Genomic DNA, 22,097 nt, shown 5'->3' on the forward strand with positions numbered 1-22,097 from the left:
CCACGGCGGTTCAGCCGCCGGAAGGCGGCGTCATTCTCCGCTGAGCAGCCACTCGCGGGCGATGTCCGTCGGGGCACCCATCGACTCGACGGTCGCCTTGATCCGTTGCCGGCTGGCCGCGTCCGCCTGTTCGGACACGCACCATTCGCCGGACTTCGCGGCTGCTTCCAGCGCATCGGCGGCCACCGGGCACCAGCGGTGCCCGGGTCCGTCGAACGTGGCCGGCAGCCAGTCCAGCCGCGCCACGTCCCAGGCACCTCCCTCGTCGGCCTGGCTGAACTGGGCCCGGACCATCAAGCCCTCGGTGTTGAGGATGTCCGGCGTTGCATGGGCGGCAATGGTGTTGCCCAGCCCGTAGGCGATCCAGGTGCCGTTGTGGCGCTCCATCGGCTGGACGGAGTGGCTGTGGTGCCCGTACACCAAGGAGAACTCGCCGCTGTCGGCCAGCGCGTGGGCGGCCTCCTGCTGTGCCGGGCTGGCGTAGTCGGTGTATTCGTCCCCGGCATGGACCGCTCCCAGGACGATGTCCGCGCCCAGCGCCCGGGCCTTCCTGGCCTTGGCGATCATGGTCTGGGGATCCAGCATGTCCACCTGCCACGGCCGGTCCGGCACGAGCCCGTTCAGGGAGAACGTGCCGGTGATGACCGCGATCCGTGCGGCCGGGGTGTGCAGGACCAGCACGTCCTCGGCCTCGGCCGCGCTGCGGTACGAGCCGGTGTGTTCCAGGCCGCGCGCGTCCAGCGCGTCCAGGGTCCGGTCCAGGCCGGCGGTGCCGTGGTCGAACGCGTGATTGCTGGCCGTGGTGCAGGCGTCGTAGCCCACGGCGGTGGCGGCGTCGAGGATCTGCGGCGGCGCGTTGAACGCCGGGTAGCCGGAGTACGGTCCGTCGTCCGCGGCCACCGGAGTTTCCAGCTGGCAGACGGCCAGGTCCGCGGTGTCCAGGTACTGCTCCTGGGCGGCCAGCATCGGCTCGAAGTCCAAGGCCCCCTTCCCGGTCTGCCGGGCGTCCGCGCCCGCCTGCTCCCAGAGCGGCTCATGCAGCAGCAGGTCGCCGGTGAGGGCAACGGTTGCGCAGCGGATTCCCGGACAATCCGGGCCCGCTCCGGCTGTCACCGCCGGCTTCGGGGCGGGCGCCGGTGTGGAGGACGACGGAGGAGCCTCCCCCGTGCCACCGCTGCCCGGCAGGCCGGAGACGGAGGGCACCGCCGGCCCCGTTCCGGGCGGGGCGCCCGTCTGCCCTCCCGGGCTGCAGCCGGCCAGGAGCAGGGCCGCGATGGCCACGCCCGCCGCCCCCGTGAGGGGCGTCCTCGTCCCGGCTGGGCGATGGTCCGCCGGGTACGATGCCGGGCGCCCTTCCCGCGGGCCGGCCTCCGCCGACGGGATGCCGGCCACGCTAGTGGTCCCGTTCCCGGGTAATCAGCAGTTCGTGGGCGCCGTGCCCGGCAGCGCCCATCGATTCCACCGTGGTCTTGGTCCGCTTACGCGACGCTGCATCCGCACGCTTCGACGCACAGACGCCCTGCGGCCTGTCCGCGGCCACCGAGCACCAGCGGAACGGGCTGGCGGTGATCAGGCTGGGCGCCCACGCCAGGTCGCTGACCAGCCACCCGCCGTCGATGCCTTCACTGAACTGGGCGCGCAGCAGCAGGCCTTCGTTGTTCACCTCGTACCACGGCGACAGTTCGGTGACGCCGTTGCCCAGGCCATAGGCGATCCACGTGCCGCGGTACTTTTCGATCGGCAGCACCGAGTGGGTGTGGTGGCCGTAGATGAGGGTGAACTCGCCGCTGTCCGCCAGGGCGTGGGCCACCTCTTCCTGCTGCGCGCTGGGGACAGACGCATACTCGTCGCCGGCATGCATGGCGCCCAGCACGATGTCTGCGCCGCGCCCGCGGGCTTCCCTGGCCCTGCCGATCATCGCGTCGGCGTCCAGCATGTCCACCTGCCAGGGGTGTTCGGGCGGCAGCCCGTTGTGCCCGTACGTGCCGGTGATCACGGCGATGTCCGCGCCGTCGGCCGCCAGGATCAGCGGCTCGCCCGCATCCGACCGGTTCCGGTAGGACCCGGTGTGCTCCAGCCCACGGTCGTCCAGGGCCTCCAGCGTGCGCTCCAGCCCGGCCGTCCCCTGGTCGAGGGTGTGGTTGCTGGCCGTGGTGCAGGCGTCGTATCCCACCGCCTTGGCGGCATCCAGGATGTGCGGCGGCACGTTAAAGGACGGATAGCCGGAGTACGGCCCGTTCTCGTGGGCGACCGGTGTCTCCAGGTGGCAGATCGCCAGATCGCTGCGTTCGAGGTACGCGCGCTGTCCCTCGAGCAGGGGTTCGAAGTCCATCGGCCCGTTGCCGGTCTCCGCCGCGTCGGCCGCGGCCTGTTCCCACAGTCCGGCGTGCACCAGCATGTCCCCGGTCACCAGCACCGACGCGCAGCGCAGCGTCGGGCAGCCGGCCGCGGCGCCGTGGGTCGGTTCCTCCGCGGGTGCGGCGGTGGCCGTGGCGGGCCGGCCGGCAGCGTCCCGCGACGGACCCGGCGTGCCCCGGCCGGAGGGCGTGGACTGGCCGGGGGGCACCCCGGACCGGCCCGCGCCGTCGGCCACTACCCCGCAGCCGGTGGCCAGCGCGAGGACCGCGGTTGCCGCCCCCAGCGCAACCGCGGCCCGCCTGGTCCACACCGGGAGCCCCGTCCCCTCGGGCGGCTGCCTGTTCATGCCGCAAGTGTAAGTCCGGACGTGGCGTGGCTCACGGCGGCGCGTCGGCGTGCCCGCGGCCAATACGGCGAAGACGCCGGGCACCCGTGGCACAGTGGTGGCATGGCCAACCCCTTCCTGGAACCCAGTCTCCTCCCCTATGAGCTGCCCGATTTCGCCGCGATCCGCCCGGAACACTATCCGGCGGCGTTCGAGGCCGGCTTCCGCGAGCAGCTGGCGGACATCGAGGCGATCGCGGCCAACCCGGCGCCGGCAACCTTCGAGAACACCGCCGTCGCCTTCGAGCGGTCCGGCCGCATGCTGTACCGGGTGAGCGCCGTGCTGGACAACTTCGCCGCCGCGGACGCCACCGACCACGTGATGGAGGTGCAGCGGCAGATGGCCCCGCAGCGGGCCGCCCACCGGGACAACATCTACCTGCATGCGTCTCTCTACCGGCGGGTCTCGGCGGTCGACGAAACCGCAGAAGGCCTCGAGGGCGAAGACCTGCGCCTGCTCACCGAGCTGCGCAAGAAGTTCCGCCGGGCCGGCGCCCAGCTTCCGCCGGCGGACCAGGAGCGGCTGCGGGCGATGAACGTGGAACTGTCGGAACTGGACGCGGAGTATTCGCGGGAGCTGCTCGCCGCAGGCAATGCCGCCGCCGTGCATGTCACCGACCGCGGGCAACTGGCCGGGCTCGCCGACGACGACCTGGCCGCCGCGGAGCTGGCGGCGCGGGACGCCGGTTACGGGGACGGATGGCTGCTGGCGCTGACCCTGCCAACCGCCCAGCCGTCGCTGGAAACGCTCACCGACCGCTGCACCCGCCGTCGCCTGCACGAGGCATCGGTGGGCCGCAGCGAAGCCGGCAACAGGACGCTGGAGCTGGCGGCCCGCACGGCGGAGCTGCGGGCCGAGCGGGCCGCACTGCTGGGCTACGCCAATCACGCCGAGTATGTGCTGGACGGGCAGACGGCGCCCTCGCTCGCGGCGGTGCAGGACATGCTGGCGCGCCTGGTCCCGCCCGCCGTCGCCAACGCCCGCGCCGAGGCGGAGCTCCTCGCCGAGGCGGCCGGCTACCCCCTCGAACCGTGGGACTGGGCCTTCTATTCGGAGGCGGTGCGCCGCCGCGACTACAGCGTGGACCTGGCCGGGCTGCGGCAGTACTTCGAGCTCGAACGCGTGCTCGCCGACGGCGTCTTCTTCGCCGCGAACCGGTTGTACGGACTGCGGTTCGAAGCACGCCCGGACCTCACCGCCTACCATGAGCAGGCGCGGATCTGGGAAGTGATGGACGACGACGGCGCCCGGCTGGGCCTGTTCATCGGCGACTTCCATACCCGGGACACTAAGAACGGCGGAGCCTGGATGGATTCGCTGGTCGAGCAGTCCCGCTTGCTGGGACAGCGGGCCGTGGTCATGAACAACCTGAACATCCCGCAGCCCGCTCCCGGCGAGCCGGCCCTGCTCAGCTACGACAACGTGGTGACGCTTTTCCACGAATTCGGCCATGCGCTGCACGGCCTGCTCTCCCGCGTGACATACCCCAGCCTCTCGGGCACCAACGTGCCCAGGGACTTCGTGGAATACCCGTCGCAGGTCAACGAGATGTGGATGCTGGAACCGGAGGTTGTCGGCAACTACGCCAGGCACCACCTGACCGGCGAGCCGCTGCCGCGGGAGGCAGTGGACCGCATCAAGGCTGCGCAGCTGTGGGGCGAAGGCTTCGCCACCACCGAGTACCTGGCCGCGTGCGTGCTCGACCTGGCCTGGCACAGCCTGGCCGCCGGGCAGCGGGTCGAGGATCCGCTGGCCTTCGAACGCCAGGCACTGGCCGATGCCGGAATCGACCTGCCCCTGGTCCCGCCGCGCTACCGCACCGGCTACTTCAAGCACATTTTCGCCGGCGGCTACGCGGCGGGCTACTACTCCTACATCTGGAGCGAAATCCTGGACGCCGATACCGTGGCCTGGTTCGCGGAAAACGGCGGGCTGCAGCGCAGCAACGGGGACCGCTTCCGCCGCGAACTGCTCTCGCGGGGCAACAGCATGGATCCACTGCAGGCCTTCCGGAGCTTCCGCGGCCGGGACGCGGACCTGGCGCCGCTGCTGGCCCGGCGCGGGCTCGACCGGGAGAGCAGTGCCCCGGCAGGCCGCGGGGACCTCCGGTAACGGCGGGGACGTCGGTTATCGGCGAACGCCCGGCGCCGCACTTTCGTGCGGGACCGGGCGTTCGCCGTCGTCGGTGTTTACCAGCCGCGCTCGGCGAGGCGGTGCGGCTGCGGGATGTCGTCCACGTTGATGCCGACCATGGCCTCGCCCAGGCCGCGCGAGACCTTGGCGATGACGTCCGGGTCGTCGTGGAAGGTGGTGGCCTTGACGATCGCGGCGGCGCGCTCGGCCGGGTTGCCGGACTTGAAGATGCCCGAGCCGACGAACACTCCGTCGGCTCCCAGCTGCATCATCATCGCGGCGTCGGCCGGGGTGGCGATGCCGCCGGCGGTGAACAGCACCACCGGCAGCTTCCCGGTCGCGGCGATTTCCTTGACCAGTTCGTACGGGGCCTGCAGTTCCTTCGCCGCCACGTACAGCTCGTCTTCGGGCATCGCCGACAGGCGCTTGATCTCGGCGCGGATCTGGCGCATGTGGGTGGTGGCGTTGGAGACGTCGCCGGTGCCGGCTTCGCCCTTGGAGCGGATCATGGCCGCGCCTTCGTTGATGCGGCGCAGGGCCTCGCCCAGGTTGGTGGCGCCGCAGACGAAGGGAACGGTGAAGTTCCACTTGTCGATGTGGTTGGTGTAGTCGGCCGGGGTCAGCACCTCGGACTCGTCGATGTAATCCACGCCGAGGGACTGCAGCACCTGCGCCTCGACGAAGTGGCCGATGCGGGCCTTGGCCATCACCGGGATGGAGACGGCTTCGATGATGCCGTCGACCATGTCCGGATCGCTCATCCGGGACACGCCGCCCTGGGCGCGGATATCCGCCGGAACGCGCTCGAGGGCCATCACGGCCACGGCACCGGCGTCTTCGGCGATGCGGGCTTGTTCGGGGGTCACGACGTCCATGATGACGCCGCCCTTCAACATCTCGGCCATGCCCCGCTTGACCCGGCTGCTGCCGGTTACGGGGGCGTGAGTTGAAGTTTCTTCACTGCTGGACACTAAAAGCCCCTAGGAGTCGGTAGGAAACGTACATCTCATCATACGTCCGGCCCGGCGCGCAGGGTCACCGATGACGTAACCTTCCTGGCCGTCCGGTGCGGGCCGTCGTCCGTCGGGGACCGCGGCGGTCCGGGCGGCCCGCGGCCCCGGGCGGATCAGGCGGTTTGCTGTGTCTGCCGGTATACGGCCAGGATCCGCTGGGCCACGGTCAGCAGGCTGGCGGCGGCCAGCAGCACCAGGACCACCAGCAGGACCACTTCCGGCAGGCCCAGTCCGGTCAGGCCGGTGAAGACCAGGACGGATACAAGGCGTTCGGAGCGTTCGGCCAGGCCCACGGCGGCGGTACAGCCAAGCGATTCCGCCTTGGCCCGCGCGTAGGAGACCAGCGAGCCCAGCAGCAGGCAGACGAGTGCGGAGACGGCGATGGCCAGGTTGTCCCCGCCGGTGAAGAACCAGATGGCCACGCCGGCGAACACCGCGCCGTCGGCCAGCCGGTCGAGGGTGGAGTCCAGGAAGTTGCCCCAGCGGCTGTTGCGCTCCAGCATGCGGGCCATCAGGCCGTCCACCATGTCGGAGAAGACGAACGCCGTGATGAAGACCGTTCCCCAGAACAGCTCCCCGAGCGGGTAGAACACGAGCGCCCCCACGGAGACCCCGAGGGTGCCCACGATGGTGACGGCGTCGGGCGAGACACCCATCCGGATCAGGGCACGGGCCAGCGGCGTGAACAGTTTTCCGAAGAATCCGCGCGCGTACTTGTTGAGCATCGCCGCGCTACCGTGCCGGCCAGGCTTGGGCTACCTGCTTGCGGACCTCATCCAGGGTCTCGGTGATCGCCTTGGTCTGCGCGATGATCGGGAAGAAATTCCCGTCGCCGCCCCACCTGGGCACCACGTGCTGGTGCAGGTGCGCCGCGACCCCTGCGCCCCCGGCCGCACCCTGGTTCATCCCCAGGTTGAAGCCGCTGGGGTTTGCCACCTTCCGCAGGACCCGCATTGCCGTCTGGGTCAGCTCGGCGAACTCGGCTGTCTCCTCCGCGGTGATGTCCGTGTAGTCGGGCACGTGGCGGTACGGGCAGACCAGCAGGTGCCCGGGGTTGTACGGAAACAGGTTGAGCACCACGTAGGCGAACTCGCCGCGGTGGACGATCAGCGATTCCTCGTCCGGGCGGGCCGGAGCCATGCAGAACGGGCACTCGTCCTTGTTCTTGAACTGGCCCTGGCCGCCCTTGACGTACGCCATGCGGTGCGGCGTCCAGAGCCGCTGGAAGGCATCCGGCACGCCGGGCAGCTCAAAGCCGTCCGTCACCTCATCGCCGGTCCGGTCGGTCATGGCTTCGGTCGTCTCGGCCATCGTCAGTTGCCGCGCCTGGCCGCGGCCTGCACGATTCGGGACACTGCCTCGTCCACCGGAATGCCGTTGTCCTGGCTGCCGTCGCGGAAGCGGAAGGAGACGGCTCCGGCTTCGGCGTCCTCCCCGCCGGCGATCAGCACGAACGGAACCTTGTCCTTGCTGGCGGTTCGGATCTTCTTCGGGAAGCGGTCCGAGCCCAGGTCGGCTTCGGCGCGGATGCCCTGGGCCCGCAGCTTGGCCACGATCTCCAGCATGTAGTCGTTGAACGCCTCCGCCACCGGGATGCCGACCACCTGGACCGGCGCCAGCCAGGCCGGGAAGGCGCCGGCGTAGTGCTCGATCAGCAGGCCCATGAAGCGCTCCACCGAGCCGAACAGGGCGCGGTGGATCATCACCGGGCGCTGGCGGCTGCCGTCGGCTGCCTGGTATTCGAGTTCGAACCGCTCGGGCAGGTTGAAGTCCAGCTGGATGGTGGACATCTGCCAGCTCCGGCCGATCGCGTCGCGGGCCTGTACCGAAATCTTGGGGCCGTAGAAGGCCGCTCCGCCCGGGTCCGGCACCAGTTCCAGGCCGGACGCCTCGGCGACCTCGGCCAGGGTGCGGGTGGCCTCGTCCCACACGTCGTCGGAGCCCACGTACTTCTCCGGGTCCTTGGTGGAGAGCTCCAGGAAGAAGTCGTCGAGCCCATAGTCCTTGAGCAGGTCCAGCACGAAGTTGAGCGTGGTGGTCAGCTCGTCCTTCATCTGCTCGCGGGTGCAGTAGATATGCGCGTCGTCCTGGGTCATGCCCCGCACGCGGGTCAGGCCGTGGACAACGCCGGACTTTTCGTAACGGTAGACGGAGCCGAACTCGAACAACCGCAGCGGCAGCTCGCGGTAGGACCTGCCGCGCGAGCGGAAAATCAGGTTGTGCATCGGGCAGTTCATCGGCTTCAGGTAGTAGTCCTGGCCGGGCTTGACGACCTCGTTGGTTTCGGGATCGCGGGTCTCGTCCACATGCATGGGAGGGAACATCCCGTCCCGGTACCAGTCCAGGTGGCCGGAGACCTCGTACAGGTTGCTCTTGGTGATGTGCGGGGTGTAGACGAATTCGTAGCCCGCCTCGGTGTGCCGCTGCCGCGAGTAATCCTCCATCGCCTTGCGGACGATGCCGCCCTTCGGGTGGAAGACGGGCAGGCCGGAGCCGAGTTCATCCGGGAAGGAGAACAGGTCCAGTTCGGCACCCACCCGGCGGTGGTCGCGGCGCTCTGCCTCGGCCAGCCTCTCCTGGTAGGCCTTCAGGTCTTCCTTGGTGGGCCAGGCGGTGCCGTAGATCCGCTGCAGCTGCTTGTTCTTTTCGTTGCCCCGCCAGTAGGCGGCGGCCGAGCGGGTCAGCGCATAGGCGTTGGAGATCAGCTTGGTGTTGGGCAGGTGCGGCCCGCGGCAGAGGTCCTTCCAGACCACTTCGCCGCTCTTGGCGTCCACGTTGTCGTAAATGGTCAGCTCGCCGGCACCCACTTCGATGCTGGCGCCCTCGCCGGCCTCGTCGGAGTGGCCCTTGAGCCCGATCAGCTCCTCCTTGTACGGCTCCCCCGCCATCTCGGCGAGCGCTTCGGTCTCGGAGACGGCGCGGCGGACGAAGCGCTGGTTGGAGTTGACGATCTTGAGCATCATCTTCTCCAGCTGCTTCAGGTCCTCCGGGGTGAAGGGCTCATCGACGTCGAAGTCGAAGTAGAAACCGTCGGTGATGTACGGGCCGATCCCGAGCTTGGAGTCCTTCCGCAGCTGCTGGACGGCCTGGGCCATCACGTGCGCGGTGGAGTGGCGCAGCACGTTGAGTCCGTCGGGAGAGTCGATGGTCACGGCTTCGACCTTGGCCCCGGCCGGGATCGGCTGGTCCAGGTCCTTCAGTTCGCCGTCGACGCGGACGACGACGACCTCCCGCCGGGCGCCGTAAAGGTCGGCTCCCGTCGTGCCCTCGGTCACCTGGTTCTCTTCGCCGTCGACGATGAGGGTGATGTTCTGGGGCGCTGACACAGAGGTCTCCTTATGGTGGATGTAAGCCGTTACTGCAGCGACATACTTGGGCGCTGCAAGCCTCTACGATCGTATCCGCTGACGCGAAGCCCGACCAACACCGGCGCCGCAGGGCCTGGGCGCACGCGGAGGCCGGCCGGCCGCTCCGGCCGCTCCGGCCGGCGGGATCACCTGCGGGTTCACGCTGCTTCCGGCGGGGGGCGCATCACCCGTTGCTTCCGGCCGGCGGCGTCACCCTACCCGGTTCCCGTGGCTTCCGGCCGGCGGCGTCACCCTGCCCGGTTCCCGTGGCTTCCGGCCAGCGGGGACCCGGCCGGGACGCGGTGATCCAGTCCTTCCGCGGCCATGCGGCGGGCAAGTTCGGCAGTTCCAAGCTTTTCCTCGCGGGCGGCGCCCCGGCCAGCCGCCGGCGCTGCCGTCCCCCGCCCTGCCGCCGGCGCTGCCGTCCCGCGTCCTGCCGCGGCTCCGGAAGGAACAGGGCGCCCCGGCAGCGGCAGGCTGGCGGTGTCCGAAAGGTCCCATGCCTCCAGCGCCTGCAGCCCGATTCCCCGGGGGCCGGTCCGCCGGGTGAGGCCGCGGATGAGCAGCATCTCGGTGCCGAACAGCAGCGGGCCGGAGCGTTCCTGGGCTTCCTGGAAGAAGGTGGCGTCCACGCAGCCGGTGCCGTCGTCCACGCTGATGAAAACCACCCGCCGGCCGCCGCGCATGGGCGGGGTCTGGGTGGCAACCCGGATACCGGCCACCATCACTTCGCTCCCGTTGCGCAGGTGCAGCAGGTCCTTGGCCTGGGTGACTCCGAGTTGGGCCAGCAGCGGCGCGTAGCTCTCCATCAGGTGGGAGCTGGCGTCGATCGAGAGCAGGTCCAGTTCGGTGCGCACCTTGTCCACAGTGGTCGGTTCCGGGAAAACCGGGACGAGATGGCGCAACTCCAGGTCCCCCAGCGGCAGGGACAGCTGACCCTCGGTGGGCTGGTAGCGCTGCGGAACCGGGCGTGCGACCGGCTGGTCCAGATGGTAGACGAGATCCGTCCGGCTGGCCGCCCGGCCGCCGCGCTGTCCGGTCCTGCGGTTCAGTTCGTCGAAGGCCCCCAGTTGGGCCAGGCGTTTCAGCGCTGGTTTGCCGACCTTGGCCCGCGCCCGCAGGTCTGCCAGCGATTCGTACGGCTGGCCGGCGACGATGCGTTTGAGCTCGGCCGCCGAGAGCCCGTAGATGCCGGTCAGGCTAAGCCGGATCCCCAGCTTTTCGCCGGAGCCGGAGGGAACGCGTTCCACCTGGTAGCGGTCCGTGCTGCGGTTGATGTCCAGCGGCAGGATCGGGATGCCCAGCCGCCGCGCTTCGGCCACCAGCAGGCGCAGCGGGTACATTCCCGGATCGTGCTGCCACAACCCGGCCAGGAACGCCTCGGGATGGTGGGCCTTCAGCCAGGCCGTCTGGTAGGTGGGCACCGCGAAGGCGGCCCCGTGGGCTTTGCAGAAGCCGAAGCTGCCGAAGGACTTCAGCGTGCCCCACACCGTGTCGACCACCTCCGGCGGATATCCCCGGCCCAGCGAGGCACTGCGGAAGTATTCCTCCACCGCGGGTTCGGCTTCCTCGTTGCCCAGCAGCCGGCGGAATTCGTCCGCCTTGGCCAGGCCGCAGCCGGTGAAGACGTCGAAGGTCCGCAGGACCTGTTCGTGGAAGATCGTGACGCCGTGGGTTTCCTTCAGGACCGGAATCAAATCGGGGTGCGGGAAGCGCTCCGGCGCCCAGCCATGGCGGTGTTCCAGGAACGGCCGAACCATATCCGATTGCATCGGGCCCGGGCGGAACAGCGAAATGTCGATAATCAGGTCGTTGAAGTCCCGCGGGGCCATCTTGCCCACCAGCTCGCGCTGGCCCGGCGATTCGATCTGGAAGCATCCCAGGGTGTGGGTGCTGCGGATCAGCTCGTAGGTCGGCTCGTCGTCCAGCGGGACCTGTTCCAGGTTGATGGTCCCGTCCGCGGCAATGTAGTCGGGCCCGGTTCCGTCCCCGCCCACCGGGTGCCGGCCGGCTGCCGTGACGGCGTCCTTGTCCGGATGGATGCGGGCTATTTCCTTGAGCGCGTAGGCGATGGAACTTTGCATCCGCACGCCCAGCACGTCCAGCTTGAGCATGCCCATCGGGTCCATGTCGTGTTTGTCGAACTGGCTCATCGGCAGCCCCAGCCCGCTTGGCTGGGTAGGGGTGCGGTCCAAGAGCGAGGTGTCGCCCAGGATCACGCCGCAGGGGTGCATGGAGATATGCCGGGGCAGCCGGTCCAGGCGTTCGGTCAGATCCACCAGCAGGTCCAGTTGCTGGTTCTGCTCCACCTGGGCGGAAAACGCGCGCAGCTCCGGCTTCTCCGCCATCGCCTCACGGAACTGGCGCGCGGAGAACCGCCAGAGCTGTTTGGCGATGCCCGAAATCTCCTCCTCCGGCAGGCCCAGCGCCAAGCCGGCGTCGCGGACCGCCCCGCGGGCACGGTAACCGTTCTGCATGCTCATCAGGGTGACCCGCTGGCTGCCGAATCGGTCGAAAATCTTTTGATAGACGTTGTGCCGCTCTGCGCTTTCCACATCGATGTCGATGTCCGGCAGGGTGGAACGGTCCTGGGAGAGGAAGCGCTCGAAGATCAGCCCGTGGTCCAGGGGGTTCACGTGGCTGATGTAGAGCAGGTAGTTCACCAGGCTCGAGGCACCCGAGCCCCGGGCCGCGGCGCGCACGCCCATCCCGGTGATCATGCGCGACACTTCGGCCACCGTCAGGAAGTAGGAGGCGAAGCCCAGCCGCGAGATGATGCCCAGCTCATGGGCCAGCCGGTCCCGCAGTTCCTTCTCCGCCCGTCCGGACATTCCGCCAAACCGTTCCGCGATGCCGGTTTCGCAGCGCTGGACCAGTTCGGCCACGGGATCCCCGTCGATCCCGATGACGGAGGCTTCGGGGACCACCGGGCGCTTGAACCCCATGTCCTCGTAAGGATCCATGCGGCACCGGTCGGCCACCGCTTCCGTCGTCGCCAGCAGGCGGATGACGTCCTTGCTTCCGCCGCCGGCTGCCTGCACGATTTCCCGCGCCAGGGCCTGCATCCGGTCGGGGGATTTCAACCAGCCCTGGGCGCTCGGCTGCAGATCCGGCAGCTTGGACAAGGCTGTCAGCGCCCTCGCCGAGTCCAGCACATCGGCAGTGGCGGCGCCGTCCTCTTCGCAGTAGCGCACGGCGTTGGTCAGCACTGCGGGAAGATTCAGCTCCCCGGCCAGGTTAAGCATCCGCACCGCGTGGGCGGTACTGAGGTTCTCCCCCGGGGCACTGAGGTGGGAGACGATTTCCACTGCCAGCGACCCGGCCGGCAGTCCGCTGCGCCAGCGTCCGGCCCGCCGGCGGGCTTCGGCGTAGCTGCGGCGGCGCAGCGCCTGTCCGACGTCGGAAAAAGGGCCGAGCAGCACCGTCAGGGCAGGTTCGCCGTCCGGAATACCGGCATGCCGGGCGAGTTGATCCACCGTCACGCCGGGCGTCCGGCGGCTGCCGGCACGCCCGCGGGCAGCCGTGCCGGCATGGGCTTCAGAGATCAGGCGGCAGAGCGCATGGTAGCCCCTGCCCTGGTTCCCGCCGTGGGCCAGCACCACAACGCGGCCGGTGTCCCTGCCGCCGCCGTCTTGGACGGCCAGGTCCACGCCGACTATCGGATCCATCCCCGTGGCCAGGCATGCCTTCAGGTGCTTGACCGTCCCGTAGAGGCCGTCCCGGTCGGTGCAGGCCAAGGCGTCGGCTCCGAAGGAAGCGGCCGCTGCGGCCAGTTCCTCCGGCCAGGAGACACCGTAGTGGGCACTGAACGCCGTGGATACATGCAGGTGGGTAAAGCTCATGGACATTCCAAACAACGGTTGGGGCACAGGATGGGTATCCGGCGGACTGCCGCGGGGAACCGGGGCTGGATATAAGCCGGCGGGGAACCGTGGTGCCGTCAGGCGCTCAGCTCCCGGACGGCATCATGGACGCGGATCAGGCGCCAGCGCCCGGTATCCACCTGATGGGAGAGGTCCAGGGTGCGGATTTGTGACCGGCCATTCAACCGCGCCTGCACCCGCCAGATCTCATGGTCCACCAGCCCTGCGCCCCTGCCCCGTTCCGCGCGTAGTTCCTCAGCCCACCATTTGCGGCGTTCATACCAACGCACCGGTTCCGCGACGATCCGGTAGCTCCTGCCCTGCCAGCGCAGCCGGAGCGGCTGTCCGGCAGGGGAACACACAACGTCAACTGCTTCACTGAAAACACCCATGTCCCAGTCGCCTTTCATCTGGACAACGGGTCATAATCCCCGGCGAGCGCCCCTGCCAACACGCCCGCCGAAGAACTTGACCCTCTTATTCTATTCGAATATGTGTTCGAATCCAAGGTAAAGCGTAGGTTCGGGCACTGACAAAATCGGGCCGCCGGCCGACGGGCGGCAAGCGCGCAGCAGTACGGCGGCCCGGGGGCCGGGCCTAGCCGTCGTGCTCGGCGAGGTATTTCACGTCGCCGACCAGCTTGTCCCACATCAGCTTGGAGTGTTCCGCCGCTTCGGCGGTGTCGTTGTTGTCCTGCGACAGCGTGAACTCTGTCCCGCCCGGAACTTCCTCCAGCGTCCAGACGAGACGGTGGTAGTTCTCAGGCTTGTCCTCCCGGCCGGACAGCGGACTGAAGTGCGTGACGACCAGCCGGCGCCCGGGTTCGAACTCCAGCACCTGGCCCTTGTCCTCGTACGCCTTGCCCTCCCACTCACCCCGCCATCGGATGGGCCCGCCGACGCTCCAATCAGTCTGCACATCCGTGCCGAACATGAACCCCCTGATGGCTTCGGGGTCCGTGATCACCGACCAGACACGGTCCGGCGGCGCCGCAATGGTTGCCGTCGAGCTGGCCACGTACTTTCCAGGCATTGGATCCTCCCCCGGGCCCCGCTTGGGCGGGGCGGGTCCGGCTACTCCATACCAGCTTCCAGCAGCCGGGGCCGGCGCACAATCACCGCGGGGATGCGAACCATGGGGCGCACCTCGTTTCCGCACCGCCGGCCGGCACTCATGCCGCCTCGTCGATGAGGTCGGGCCCGTTGTTGCGCACGTTGTTGACCTTCGAACTGACCCGCCGCGGGACAAGATGCGGTTCGGGCATGGCCTCCAGCAGCTGCCGCACGTCGGCTTCGGATGTGGTTTCCGGATCCAGCCAGTCAGCAACGAGGCCGGGCGGAACGATCAGCGGTGTCCGGTCATGGATATGCCCGAGCGCATCGGCCGCCTGGGTGGTGATGATGGTGCAGGTCCGCAGCCACTTCTCCGGGTGGTCTTCGGGCAGGGCAGGGTCCGGCCAGTTCTCGAACAAAGCCGCGAAAGCCAGCGTCTCTTCGTGTTCGCCGTGCAGGTAGGTCGGAATTTTGCCCTCGTCGGTCTTCTGCCATTCAAAATACCCGTCGGCAACGAGCAACCCGCGTTTCCTGGCCGCCGCCTTGCGGAACGAGGGTTTCTCCGTCACGGTCTCCATGCGTGCGTTGATCAGGCGCGCGCCGGACCGGGGGTCCTTGGCCCACGGGGGCACGAGACCCCACCTGGCCATGATGAGTTTTCTCGATATTCCCTCGCCGCCGGCTCCCTTGCGGTCGATGATCAGGGGGACGTCGTCCGTCGGTGCCACGTTGTAGGAGGGCTGGATTTCTTCAACGTAGGACTCGTCGACGTCGAACGAGGCCACCAGGTCGCCGGTGCTCCGGGCCATGACGTATCTGCCGCACATGCCTCCATTATGGTCCAGCCCCGCGCCGGAAGCCCGGCGCCGGCCCGAAAGCCGGTGCCTTCCCGGTACGGGATCCCCCCCCGCCCGGCCGCCGCCACCGCCGGCGCCGGGAATGACCGGGCCGGGCGGGACGTTGACATGAACGCAAGCTTTCACCGAGAAGGAGCCATCTTGGACTACACACCCGCTGACGGAACCGTCACCATGTTCTCGACCACCTGGTGCGGATACTGCCGCCGCCTGAAGACCCAGCTCGATGCCCAGGGCATCGGCTACACGGAGATCAACATCGAAGAGGTCCCGGGCACCGCCGAACTGGTCGAGAAGATCAACGACGGAAACCAGACGGTACCCACCCTGCTCTTCCCGGATGGCAGCAGCGCCACCAACCCGCCGCTGGCGCTGGTCAAAGAGCGCCTGGGCGTCTAGCCAGCACCTCCGCCGGTCGCCTTCCAACCGCGGGTCCAAGGGGCGCCGCAGTTTCCATAACAATCGTTTTGGAAATTGTGGCGCCCCTGTTTTCTTCCTAGGATGGGCAGGACGGCCGACGACGGCCTCGCCAGACTTCGCTAGGAAGGAATCACTCCCGCATGGTTCACAAGGTTCGGGCAGTAGTGGCCCTGGAAAAGAATGCTCCGGTCTCCATCGAAACCATCCTGGTTCCCGATCCGGGCCCGGGCGAGGCGCTGGTGGACATCCTCACCTGCGGCGTCTGCCATACCGATCTGCACTACAAGCAGGGCGGGATCAACGACGACTTCCCCTTCCTGCTCGGCCACGAAGCCACCGGCGTGGTCAGCGCCGTCGGCCCCGACGTGACCAACCTGGCCCCCGGCGACCGCGTCATCCTGAACTGGCGCGCAGTGTGCGGCGAGTGCCGGGCCTGCCGGCGCGGTGAGGCCCAGTACTGCTTCAACACCCACAACGCCACGCAGAAAATGACCCTCGAGGACGGCACCGAACTCTCCCCCGCCCTGGGCATCGGCGCCTTTGCCGAGAAGACCCTGGTGGCCGCCGGCCAGTGCACCAAGGTGGACGACGACGTCGACCCGGCGGCGGTGGGGCTGCTCGGCTGCGGCGTGATGGCAGGCATTGGCGCGGCGATCAACACCGGTGAGGTCAAGCGCGGCGAATCCGTGGCCGTGATCGGTTGCGGCGGCGTGGGCATCGCCGCCATCGCCGGCGCGAAGCTGGCCGGCGCCACCACGATCATCGCCGTCGACATCGACGATAACAAGGTGGAGCTGGCCAAGTCGCTGGGTGCCACGCACGGCATCAACTCCAAGGAACAGGATCCGGTGGAAGCCATCCAGGCGCTCACCGGCGGCAACGGCGCCGACGTCGTGATTGAAGCGGTCGGCCGGCCGGAAACCTACAGGCAGGCCTTCTACGCCCGCGATCTGGCCGGGCGCGTGGTGCTGGTGGGAGTGCCCACGCCGGACATGAAGATTGAACTGCCGTTGCTGGACGTGTTCGGCCGCGGCGGCTCGCTGAAGTCTTCCTGGTACGGCGACTGCCTGCCGTCCCGCGACTTCCCCATGCTGGTCAGCCACTACAAGCAGGGCAACCTGGACCTGGATGCCTTCGTGAGCGAGCGGATCGGGCTGGACCAGGTGGAAGAGGCCTTCCAGAAGATGCACGAAGGCAAGGTCCTGCGTTCGGTGGTGGAAGTAGCATGAGCGTGGCAATCGAAAACCTGGTCACCTCGGGCACGTTCTCGCTGGACGGCGGCACCTGGGACGTGGACAACAACGTCTGGATCGTCGGCGACGGCGACGAGGTCGTCGTCATCGACCCGGCACACGATCCGCAGGCCATTGCCAATGCCGTCGGCTCCCGGACGGTGAAGGCCATCCTGCTCACGCACGGTCACGACGACCACATCCGCGCCGTCGGTGAATTCCGCGACCTGGTGAAGGCGCCGGTCTACCTGCACGACGCAGACCGGATGCTCTGGGACGCCGTCTTCCCGGACAGCGCACCCGACCACGCGATCGAGGACGGCGATACCTTCGAGATCGCGGGGGCGCGGCTGCAGGCCATCCACACCCCCGGCCACTCCCCCGGATCGGTCTGCTTCCACCTGGCATCGGAGAACGTGCTGTTCAGCGGCGACACGTTGTTCAACGGCGGTCCCGGAGCCACCGGCCGCAGCTACTCCAGCTTCGAGACGATCATCGAGTCGATCAAGGGCAGGCTGCTGACGCTGCCGGCCGAGACCACGGTGAACACCGGCCACGGCGATGCCACCAGCATCGGCGCCGAAGCTCCGCAGCTCGACGAATGGATTGCCCGCGGCCACTGAGTAGGTCCGCGCACAGTCCGCCTGCACCGCCCGTGCCCCGCCGGATCCCGGTCGGGGTGCGGGCGGTGTGCTGTCCGGGGCCCGCTCCGCCCCGCCGGCGGCGGCACGGTTCCACGCGCGACGACGGTGCGGCCGTCCGATCAGCCGCCGATGTAGTGCATCTCGACCCTTCGCCCGGGCCAGCCGGTGGCCGGGGGCGCCCCGCGCGGCACCCGACCGGTCCCGTCTTCGGCTGCGGCGCCCTGGGTGGCCGCGCTGCGCAGTTCGGAGTAGCGGTCCGTGCGGCCCCGCCAGACGCCGCACAGCACGCGCCCCAGTTCGTCGTCGTCCGCGCCGCCGCGCAGCAGGGCGCGCAGATCTGTTCCTCCGGTGCCGAACAGGCAGGTGAACAGCTTCCCGTCGGTGCTCAGGCGGGCGCGCGTGCAGCCGTGGCAGAACGCCTGCGTGACGCTGGAGATGGTCCCGATTTCGCCGCCGCCATCGCGGTACCTGAAGCGTGTGGCCGTCTCGCCGGCGTAGCGGGGTGCCAGCGGTTCCAGGGGGAGGTCGGCATCGATCCGCCGCACGATCTCGGCCGACGGGACCACCTGCTCCAGGTTCCAGCCGTTGGTCGAGCCCACATCCATGTACTCGATGAACCTGACGATGTGGGGTGTGCCGTGGAAGTGGCGCGCCATGGCCAGGACGCCGCCGTCGTTCTGGCCGCGCTTGACCACCACGTTGACCTTGACCGGGCCCAGCCCGACGGCGGCCGCGGCCTCGATGGCCTCGAGCACGGCGGCGACGGGATAGTCGACGTCGTTCATGGCGCGGAAGGTGGCGTCGTCAACCGAATCCAGCGAGACGGTCACCCGGGACAGCCCGGCCGCCTTGAGCGCCTCCGCCTTACCGGCGAGCGCCGAGCCGTTGGTCGTCATCGCCAGGTCCAGCGGACGGCCTTCGGGCGTGCGGAGCTCGGCCAGCCCGGCGACCAGGTCTTCGATCCCCCGCCGCAGCAGCGGTTCGCCGCCGGTCAGCCGGAGCTTTTCCACCCCTTCCGCGGCCGCGATCCGGGCCACCCGGACGATTTCGTCGAAGGTCAGCAGCTGGTCCTTGGGCAGGAAAACGAAGTCGCGTCCGAAGACTTCCTTGGGCATGCAGTAGACGCAGCGGAAGTTGCACCGGTCGGTGACGGAGATCCGCAGATCCCGCAGGGGCCGGCTCAGTGCGTCGTTGAGGGTGTGCGGACCGTGCTGCGCTGGCCCGTCCATGGTGTGCCTCCGCTGCCGGGACTCGAGGTCCCCTCCAGACTAGGCTGGCCGGGCGTCGACTACAACGGGGCCGGTTCCGGGACCCGCAGGCGCGCCAGCAGGTCGGGAAACGCGCCGTCCGCCACATCGGCGTAGCCGGCGTACGCCGCCCGCAGCGCCTGCTCCACCGAGTCCACGCCGAGGCCGGGCAGCAGGTCCTCGGCCGCGCCGGCCGTCGCCGGATCCCATTCCAGGCCGAGTGCGTCATAACTGGCCGTGAGCACCTCGCGCAGCGGCGCCGAGTCCTCCACCACCACGACGGAAGAAAACAGCCAGGCGCCGGCGACGACCCGCTGCGCGGTGCCCACCAGCTTGACCCGGCGCAGGGGATCAACCGGGAACGCGCCGTGAACGCTGAACTCGCCCGGGCAGTACTCCCCCGGGATTTCTCCGACGCCTGCCTGCAGCCCGGTTGCCCGCAAACCGCCGGCGATAAGCTCACCGAACCGGCCGAAACGCTGCTTCGCGCCGGCAATGGCGTCTGCCAGCGGCTCCACATGGTCCAGCACCAGGCAGCCGTCGTGGTACGCCGCGGCACGGCCGCCCGCCTTGCGCACCAGCGGCTCGAATCCAAGGTCGCGGCAGCGGCGGGCTGCCTCCTGGAAGCCGGGCAGGTGCGCGTCCCGCTGCCCGAACGCCACCGTGGGTGCCGGACGGTAGACGCGCACGGTAGCGCCGAGCCGTCCCTGCTTGGCCGCGGCCAGCAGTTCCAGTCCAAACTGCAGGTCCGCCTCCGCGCCGAAAGAATCCGGCTGGCGAACCCAGTCAAGCCCGCCAAGGCCCTGCGCCGACTGCTCCAAAGTGATGCCTGCTTCCTGAACCTGCTGATCCGCGCCGCCGGTCCCGGCGGATACCCCTGCCATTTTACGGTCCGGGGCCGTAAAATGCCGTCCGCGCCGAGTCCGGGCATTCGAGGACCTTGCCACGGTGCCGGACACGGAATAATAGCCATGTGACTTCTCCCCAAACCCCGCTCGTGCTGCTAGGCGGCGTCTCCGGTTCCGGTAAGTCCTACCTGGCGGCGCGGTTCGGCCGTCCGCATGTGGAGCTCGACGCGTTTTATCGGGAGATCAGCGAGCACACCGGGGCGTCCCCCATGCCGCTCACCCCGTACGGGGAGATCGACTGGGACCATGCCGACACCTGGAACAGCGGCGCCGCGGCCGGCGCCATAATGGAACTGCTGGAGACCGGCAGCACCCGGATCCCCAACTACTCCATCGCCACCTCCAGCTACAGCGGGCACCGCACCGTGGAACTCGCGGAGGGGCCGGTGATTGCCGAGGGCATCTTCGCCGACGCCGTGCTCGGTCGGCTGCGCGGCCTCGGGGCGGAGGTTGACCCCGTCTTCATCAGGGTCTCCCCCATCACGACGGCGGTGCGCCGCCTGGTGCGCGACCTGCGGGAGCACCGCAAGCCGCTGCCGTTCCTGCTCAAGCGGGGCTGGGCGATCTTCCGTTCCGAGCGCGCCGTGCGCGACCGTTATGTGGCGGCGGGTTTTCGCCCTGTCGCCAAGCGGCAGGTGAAGAGGGAGCTGGCCGCCCTGCGCCGGGCACCGGCCGCCCAGCGGAAGTAGCGCGCCAACCTAGGAAGTAGCGCCCCTGCCTATTCGGTCACGTCCCACATCCGGCGCCACCACGGCCGCTTGGGCTCGGGCTCCGGTGCCTCGCGTGCCGCCTCGGCTGCCCTGGCTGCCCGGCGTTCGCGCCAGCGTTCCAGTTCATACTCCACGTCCCGCGTTTTGGTGATCACCGGCGGACCGCCCTGCAGCTGGCGCCGCGCGTTGACCACCCGGGCGTTAAAGTCCTCCAGGATTTCGCGCACCCGCCGGTCCGAGATCTGCTGGTCCAGCCGTCCGTCCAACTCGGCGTCCTCGGTACGCAGCAGCAGGGCTTCGGGGCCCAGCCCGGTGAGGTTCTCGCGCTCGATCAGCCCCTTGAGCCACCAGTCGGGGTCGTACCCGTTGCCCAGGTTGGGGATCGGCTTGCCGGCGTATTTCAGGTCGTCGAACTCCCCGCGGGCCATGGCCTCCCGGATCAGGTAGTCCGCGCGCCGGGAGGTGTCCAGCTCCCGGATCTTCCGGTGCTTCTCCTCTTCGGCCTCGGCCCGCTCCTCTTCCTCCGCGTCGGCCGGCCCGCGTTCCCGTGAAGCCCGCAACTCCGCGGCGCGTTCCATCCGCCGGCCGTTGTCACCCGCTGCCCTGCTATTCACTCGTCCGACACCGCCTCCAGTACGACCTGCCCGCATGCTCAGCCACCGGGCCGTTCCTGACATTTTCCCAGCCCGGTTACCGGGCAGCAATGCGTCCCCGCCCTTCATGCGGCCGTTCGACGGGTCTGCGGCCGCTGCGCGCCGGTGCGGCCACTCCGCGCCGGTCCAGGCCGGCCCCCTCCACCCGCGCCACTCCGCGCCGGTCCGCGCCGGCCCCCTCCACCCGCGCCACTCCGCGCCGGTCCACGCGGTTCGCGCCGGTCCGTGCCTGCCCCCTTCCCAACGGTGGCCGCCGGAGCCTTCGCAATGGCAGACTCGGCGGCATGCGCGAATTTGTTGTCCTGGGCACCGCCTCGCAGGTTCCGACCCGGACCCGCAACCACAACGGCTACCTGCTGCGGTGGGACGGCGAGGGCATGCTGTTCGACCCGGGTGAGGGAACGCAGCGGCAAATGATCCTGGCCGGGGTTTCGGCCAGCCGGATCACACGCATCTGCCTCACGCATGTGCACGGCGACCACTGCTACGGACTGCCCGGCGTGCTCTCGCGCATGGTTTTGGACGGCGTCGAGCATCCGGTCCACCTGCACTATCCGGCCTCCGGAGGGGACGTGGTCCGGGGTCTGGTCTCGCTTGCCTCCCCGGGACTTGACCTTCGCCTGCACCCGCACGGCGGCGCCGGGGCCATAGCCGACGGCCTCGAGGTGCGTCCGCTGGACCACCGGATCGAGGCCTACGGATACCGGCTGGTCGAACCCGACGACCGCACCCTGCTGCCCGACCGGCTGGCTGCGGTCGGGGTTTCCGGCCCCGACGTCGGCCGCCTGCAGCGGGAAGGAACCTTGCATGGGGTGCGGTTGGAGGAGGTCAGCGTGCCCCGGCCGGGACAGCGCTTCGCCTTCGTGATGGACACCGCGCTCTGCGCCGGCGCGGAGGAACTCGCCGATGGCGCTGACTTGCTCGTGGCGGAGTCCACCTTCAGCGACGACGACGAAGCCCTGGCAGTTCGGCACCGCCACCTCACCGCTGGACAGGCGGGTGAACTCGCTGCCGGCGGCGGCGTGGGCACACTGGTGCTCACCCATTTTTCCTCGCGCTACGCCGACGTGGTCCCGCTTGAGGGGCAGGCGAGGGCCCGCGCCGGAGGGGCAGAGGTGGTTGCGGCCAAGGACCTGGATCTACTCCCGTTTCCCCAACGCCGGCGGACTGGTCCTCGGCGATGACCCGCCGATGTGCCACGTTTTCGGGCTGTGGGCCTGTTTCCCTGTCGGCTCGAACGGGTTACGGTGGCAACCTAGGCGCAACGTGGATCAC

General features: G+C 69.2%; 19 protein-coding genes. 6 read left to right on the plus strand and 13 right to left on the minus strand.

The genetic code is table 11. The features are described 5' to 3' along the window. Positions 1-30: 30 nt before the first annotated feature. A complete protein-coding gene (locus AC5RV3_RS02435; RefSeq protein ID WP_494120759.1) occupies positions 31-1,281 on the minus strand; it encodes a CapA family protein in 1,251 nt (416 codons plus the stop codon). Positions 1,282-1,393: 112 nt separating this feature from the next. Continuing rightward, a complete protein-coding gene (locus AC5RV3_RS02440; RefSeq protein ID WP_494120760.1) occupies positions 1,394-2,704 on the minus strand; it encodes a CapA family protein in 1,311 nt (436 codons plus the stop codon). Positions 2,705-2,806: 102 nt separating this feature from the next. Here AC5RV3_RS02440 and AC5RV3_RS02445 point away from each other — a divergent pair, with 102 nt between their 5' ends. Then, positions 2,807-4,855, plus strand: coding sequence for a M3 family metallopeptidase (locus AC5RV3_RS02445; RefSeq protein WP_494120761.1), 2,049 nt, complete (start codon positions 2,807-2,809; stop codon positions 4,853-4,855). A 77-nt stretch (positions 4,856-4,932) separates the two neighbouring features. On the opposite strand, the gene pdxS is transcribed toward AC5RV3_RS02445, so the two are convergent. The 8 genes from pdxS to AC5RV3_RS02485 form a co-directional block, all read right to left on the minus strand. Continuing rightward, positions 4,933-5,847, minus strand: coding sequence for a pyridoxal 5'-phosphate synthase lyase subunit PdxS (pdxS, locus tag AC5RV3_RS02450; RefSeq protein ID WP_494120762.1), 915 nt, complete (start codon positions 5,845-5,847; stop codon positions 4,933-4,935). Positions 5,848-6,002: 155 nt separating this feature from the next. After that, positions 6,003-6,614 carry a phosphatidylinositol phosphate synthase gene (gene pgsA / locus AC5RV3_RS02455; RefSeq protein WP_493987096.1) on the minus strand — a complete coding sequence of 204 codons (612 nt, stop codon included), beginning with the start codon at positions 6,612-6,614 and terminating at the stop codon, positions 6,003-6,005. A 7-nt stretch (positions 6,615-6,621) separates the two neighbouring features. Continuing rightward, positions 6,622-7,200, minus strand: a complete 579-nt coding sequence (locus AC5RV3_RS02460; protein ID WP_494108882.1) for an HIT family protein — start codon at positions 7,198-7,200, stop codon at positions 6,622-6,624. A gap of 2 nt (positions 7,201-7,202) precedes the next feature. Next, positions 7,203-9,215, minus strand: a complete 2,013-nt coding sequence (thrS, locus tag AC5RV3_RS02465; RefSeq protein ID WP_494120763.1) for a threonine--tRNA ligase — start codon at positions 9,213-9,215, stop codon at positions 7,203-7,205. 269 nt (positions 9,216-9,484) lie between these two features. Continuing rightward, a complete protein-coding gene (locus tag AC5RV3_RS02470; RefSeq protein WP_494120764.1) occupies positions 9,485-13,078 on the minus strand; it encodes a DNA polymerase III subunit alpha in 3,594 nt (1,197 codons plus the stop codon). Positions 13,079-13,176: 98 nt separating this feature from the next. After that, positions 13,177-13,491 carry a DUF6504 family protein gene (locus AC5RV3_RS02475; protein ID WP_493977563.1) on the minus strand — a complete coding sequence of 105 codons (315 nt, stop codon included), beginning with the start codon at positions 13,489-13,491 and terminating at the stop codon, positions 13,177-13,179. Positions 13,492-13,696: 205 nt separating this feature from the next. Next, entirely contained in the window at positions 13,697-14,131 is a 435-nt protein-coding gene (locus AC5RV3_RS02480; protein WP_494120765.1) for an SRPBCC domain-containing protein, read from the minus strand. A gap of 139 nt (positions 14,132-14,270) precedes the next feature. Further along, on the minus strand, positions 14,271-14,978 hold the full coding sequence (locus AC5RV3_RS02485) for an SOS response-associated peptidase (RefSeq protein ID WP_494120766.1): 708 nt from the start codon (positions 14,976-14,978) through the stop codon (positions 14,271-14,273). Positions 14,979-15,149: 171 nt separating this feature from the next. Between AC5RV3_RS02485 and AC5RV3_RS02490 the strand changes: the two genes are divergently transcribed. The 3 genes from AC5RV3_RS02490 (at position 15,150) to AC5RV3_RS02500 (ending at position 17,283) form a co-directional block, all read left to right on the plus strand. Continuing rightward, complete coding sequence (locus AC5RV3_RS02490; protein WP_494120767.1) at positions 15,150-15,407, plus strand: mycoredoxin; 258 nt, start codon at positions 15,150-15,152, stop codon at positions 15,405-15,407. 161 nt (positions 15,408-15,568) lie between these two features. Next, positions 15,569-16,657 (plus strand): S-(hydroxymethyl)mycothiol dehydrogenase, encoded by a 1,089-nt coding sequence (locus tag AC5RV3_RS02495; RefSeq protein WP_494120768.1) that lies wholly within the window; start codon positions 15,569-15,571, stop codon positions 16,655-16,657. Next, positions 16,654-17,283, plus strand: coding sequence for an MBL fold metallo-hydrolase (locus AC5RV3_RS02500; protein ID WP_494120769.1), 630 nt, complete (start codon positions 16,654-16,656; stop codon positions 17,281-17,283). The genes AC5RV3_RS02495 and AC5RV3_RS02500 overlap by 4 nt, the downstream gene beginning before the upstream one ends. A 140-nt stretch (positions 17,284-17,423) precedes the next feature. Here AC5RV3_RS02500 and moaA read toward each other — a convergent pair whose 3' ends face one another. Both moaA and AC5RV3_RS02510 read right to left on the minus strand, forming a co-directional pair. After that, positions 17,424-18,533: a GTP 3',8-cyclase MoaA gene (gene moaA, locus AC5RV3_RS02505; protein WP_494120770.1), complete on the minus strand. Its 1,110-nt coding sequence runs from the start codon at positions 18,531-18,533 to the stop codon at positions 17,424-17,426. Positions 18,534-18,592: 59 nt separating this feature from the next. Next, positions 18,593-19,372, minus strand: a complete 780-nt coding sequence (locus AC5RV3_RS02510) for a lipoate--protein ligase family protein (RefSeq protein ID WP_494121016.1) — start codon at positions 19,370-19,372, stop codon at positions 18,593-18,595. Between the two features lie 152 nt (positions 19,373-19,524). On the opposite strand from AC5RV3_RS02510, the gene AC5RV3_RS02515 reads away from it, so the two are divergent. Continuing rightward, positions 19,525-20,148, plus strand: a complete 624-nt coding sequence (locus AC5RV3_RS02515) for a uridine kinase family protein (protein WP_494120771.1) — start codon at positions 19,525-19,527, stop codon at positions 20,146-20,148. 29 nt (positions 20,149-20,177) lie between these two features. On the opposite strand, the gene AC5RV3_RS02520 is transcribed toward AC5RV3_RS02515, so the two are convergent. Beyond that, the gene (locus AC5RV3_RS02520; RefSeq protein ID WP_494113105.1) at positions 20,178-20,747 is read right to left on the minus strand and encodes a DnaJ family domain-containing protein; all 570 of its coding nucleotides are present in this window, start codon (positions 20,745-20,747) and stop codon (positions 20,178-20,180) included. 359 nt (positions 20,748-21,106) lie between these two features. On the opposite strand from AC5RV3_RS02520, the gene AC5RV3_RS02525 reads away from it, so the two are divergent. After that, on the plus strand, positions 21,107-22,006 hold the full coding sequence (locus tag AC5RV3_RS02525) for a ribonuclease Z (RefSeq protein WP_494120772.1): 900 nt from the start codon (positions 21,107-21,109) through the stop codon (positions 22,004-22,006). Positions 22,007-22,097: the final 91 nt, after the last annotated feature.

The sequence above is a fragment of the Arthrobacter sp. Y3221114 genome (assembly GCF_059092625.1).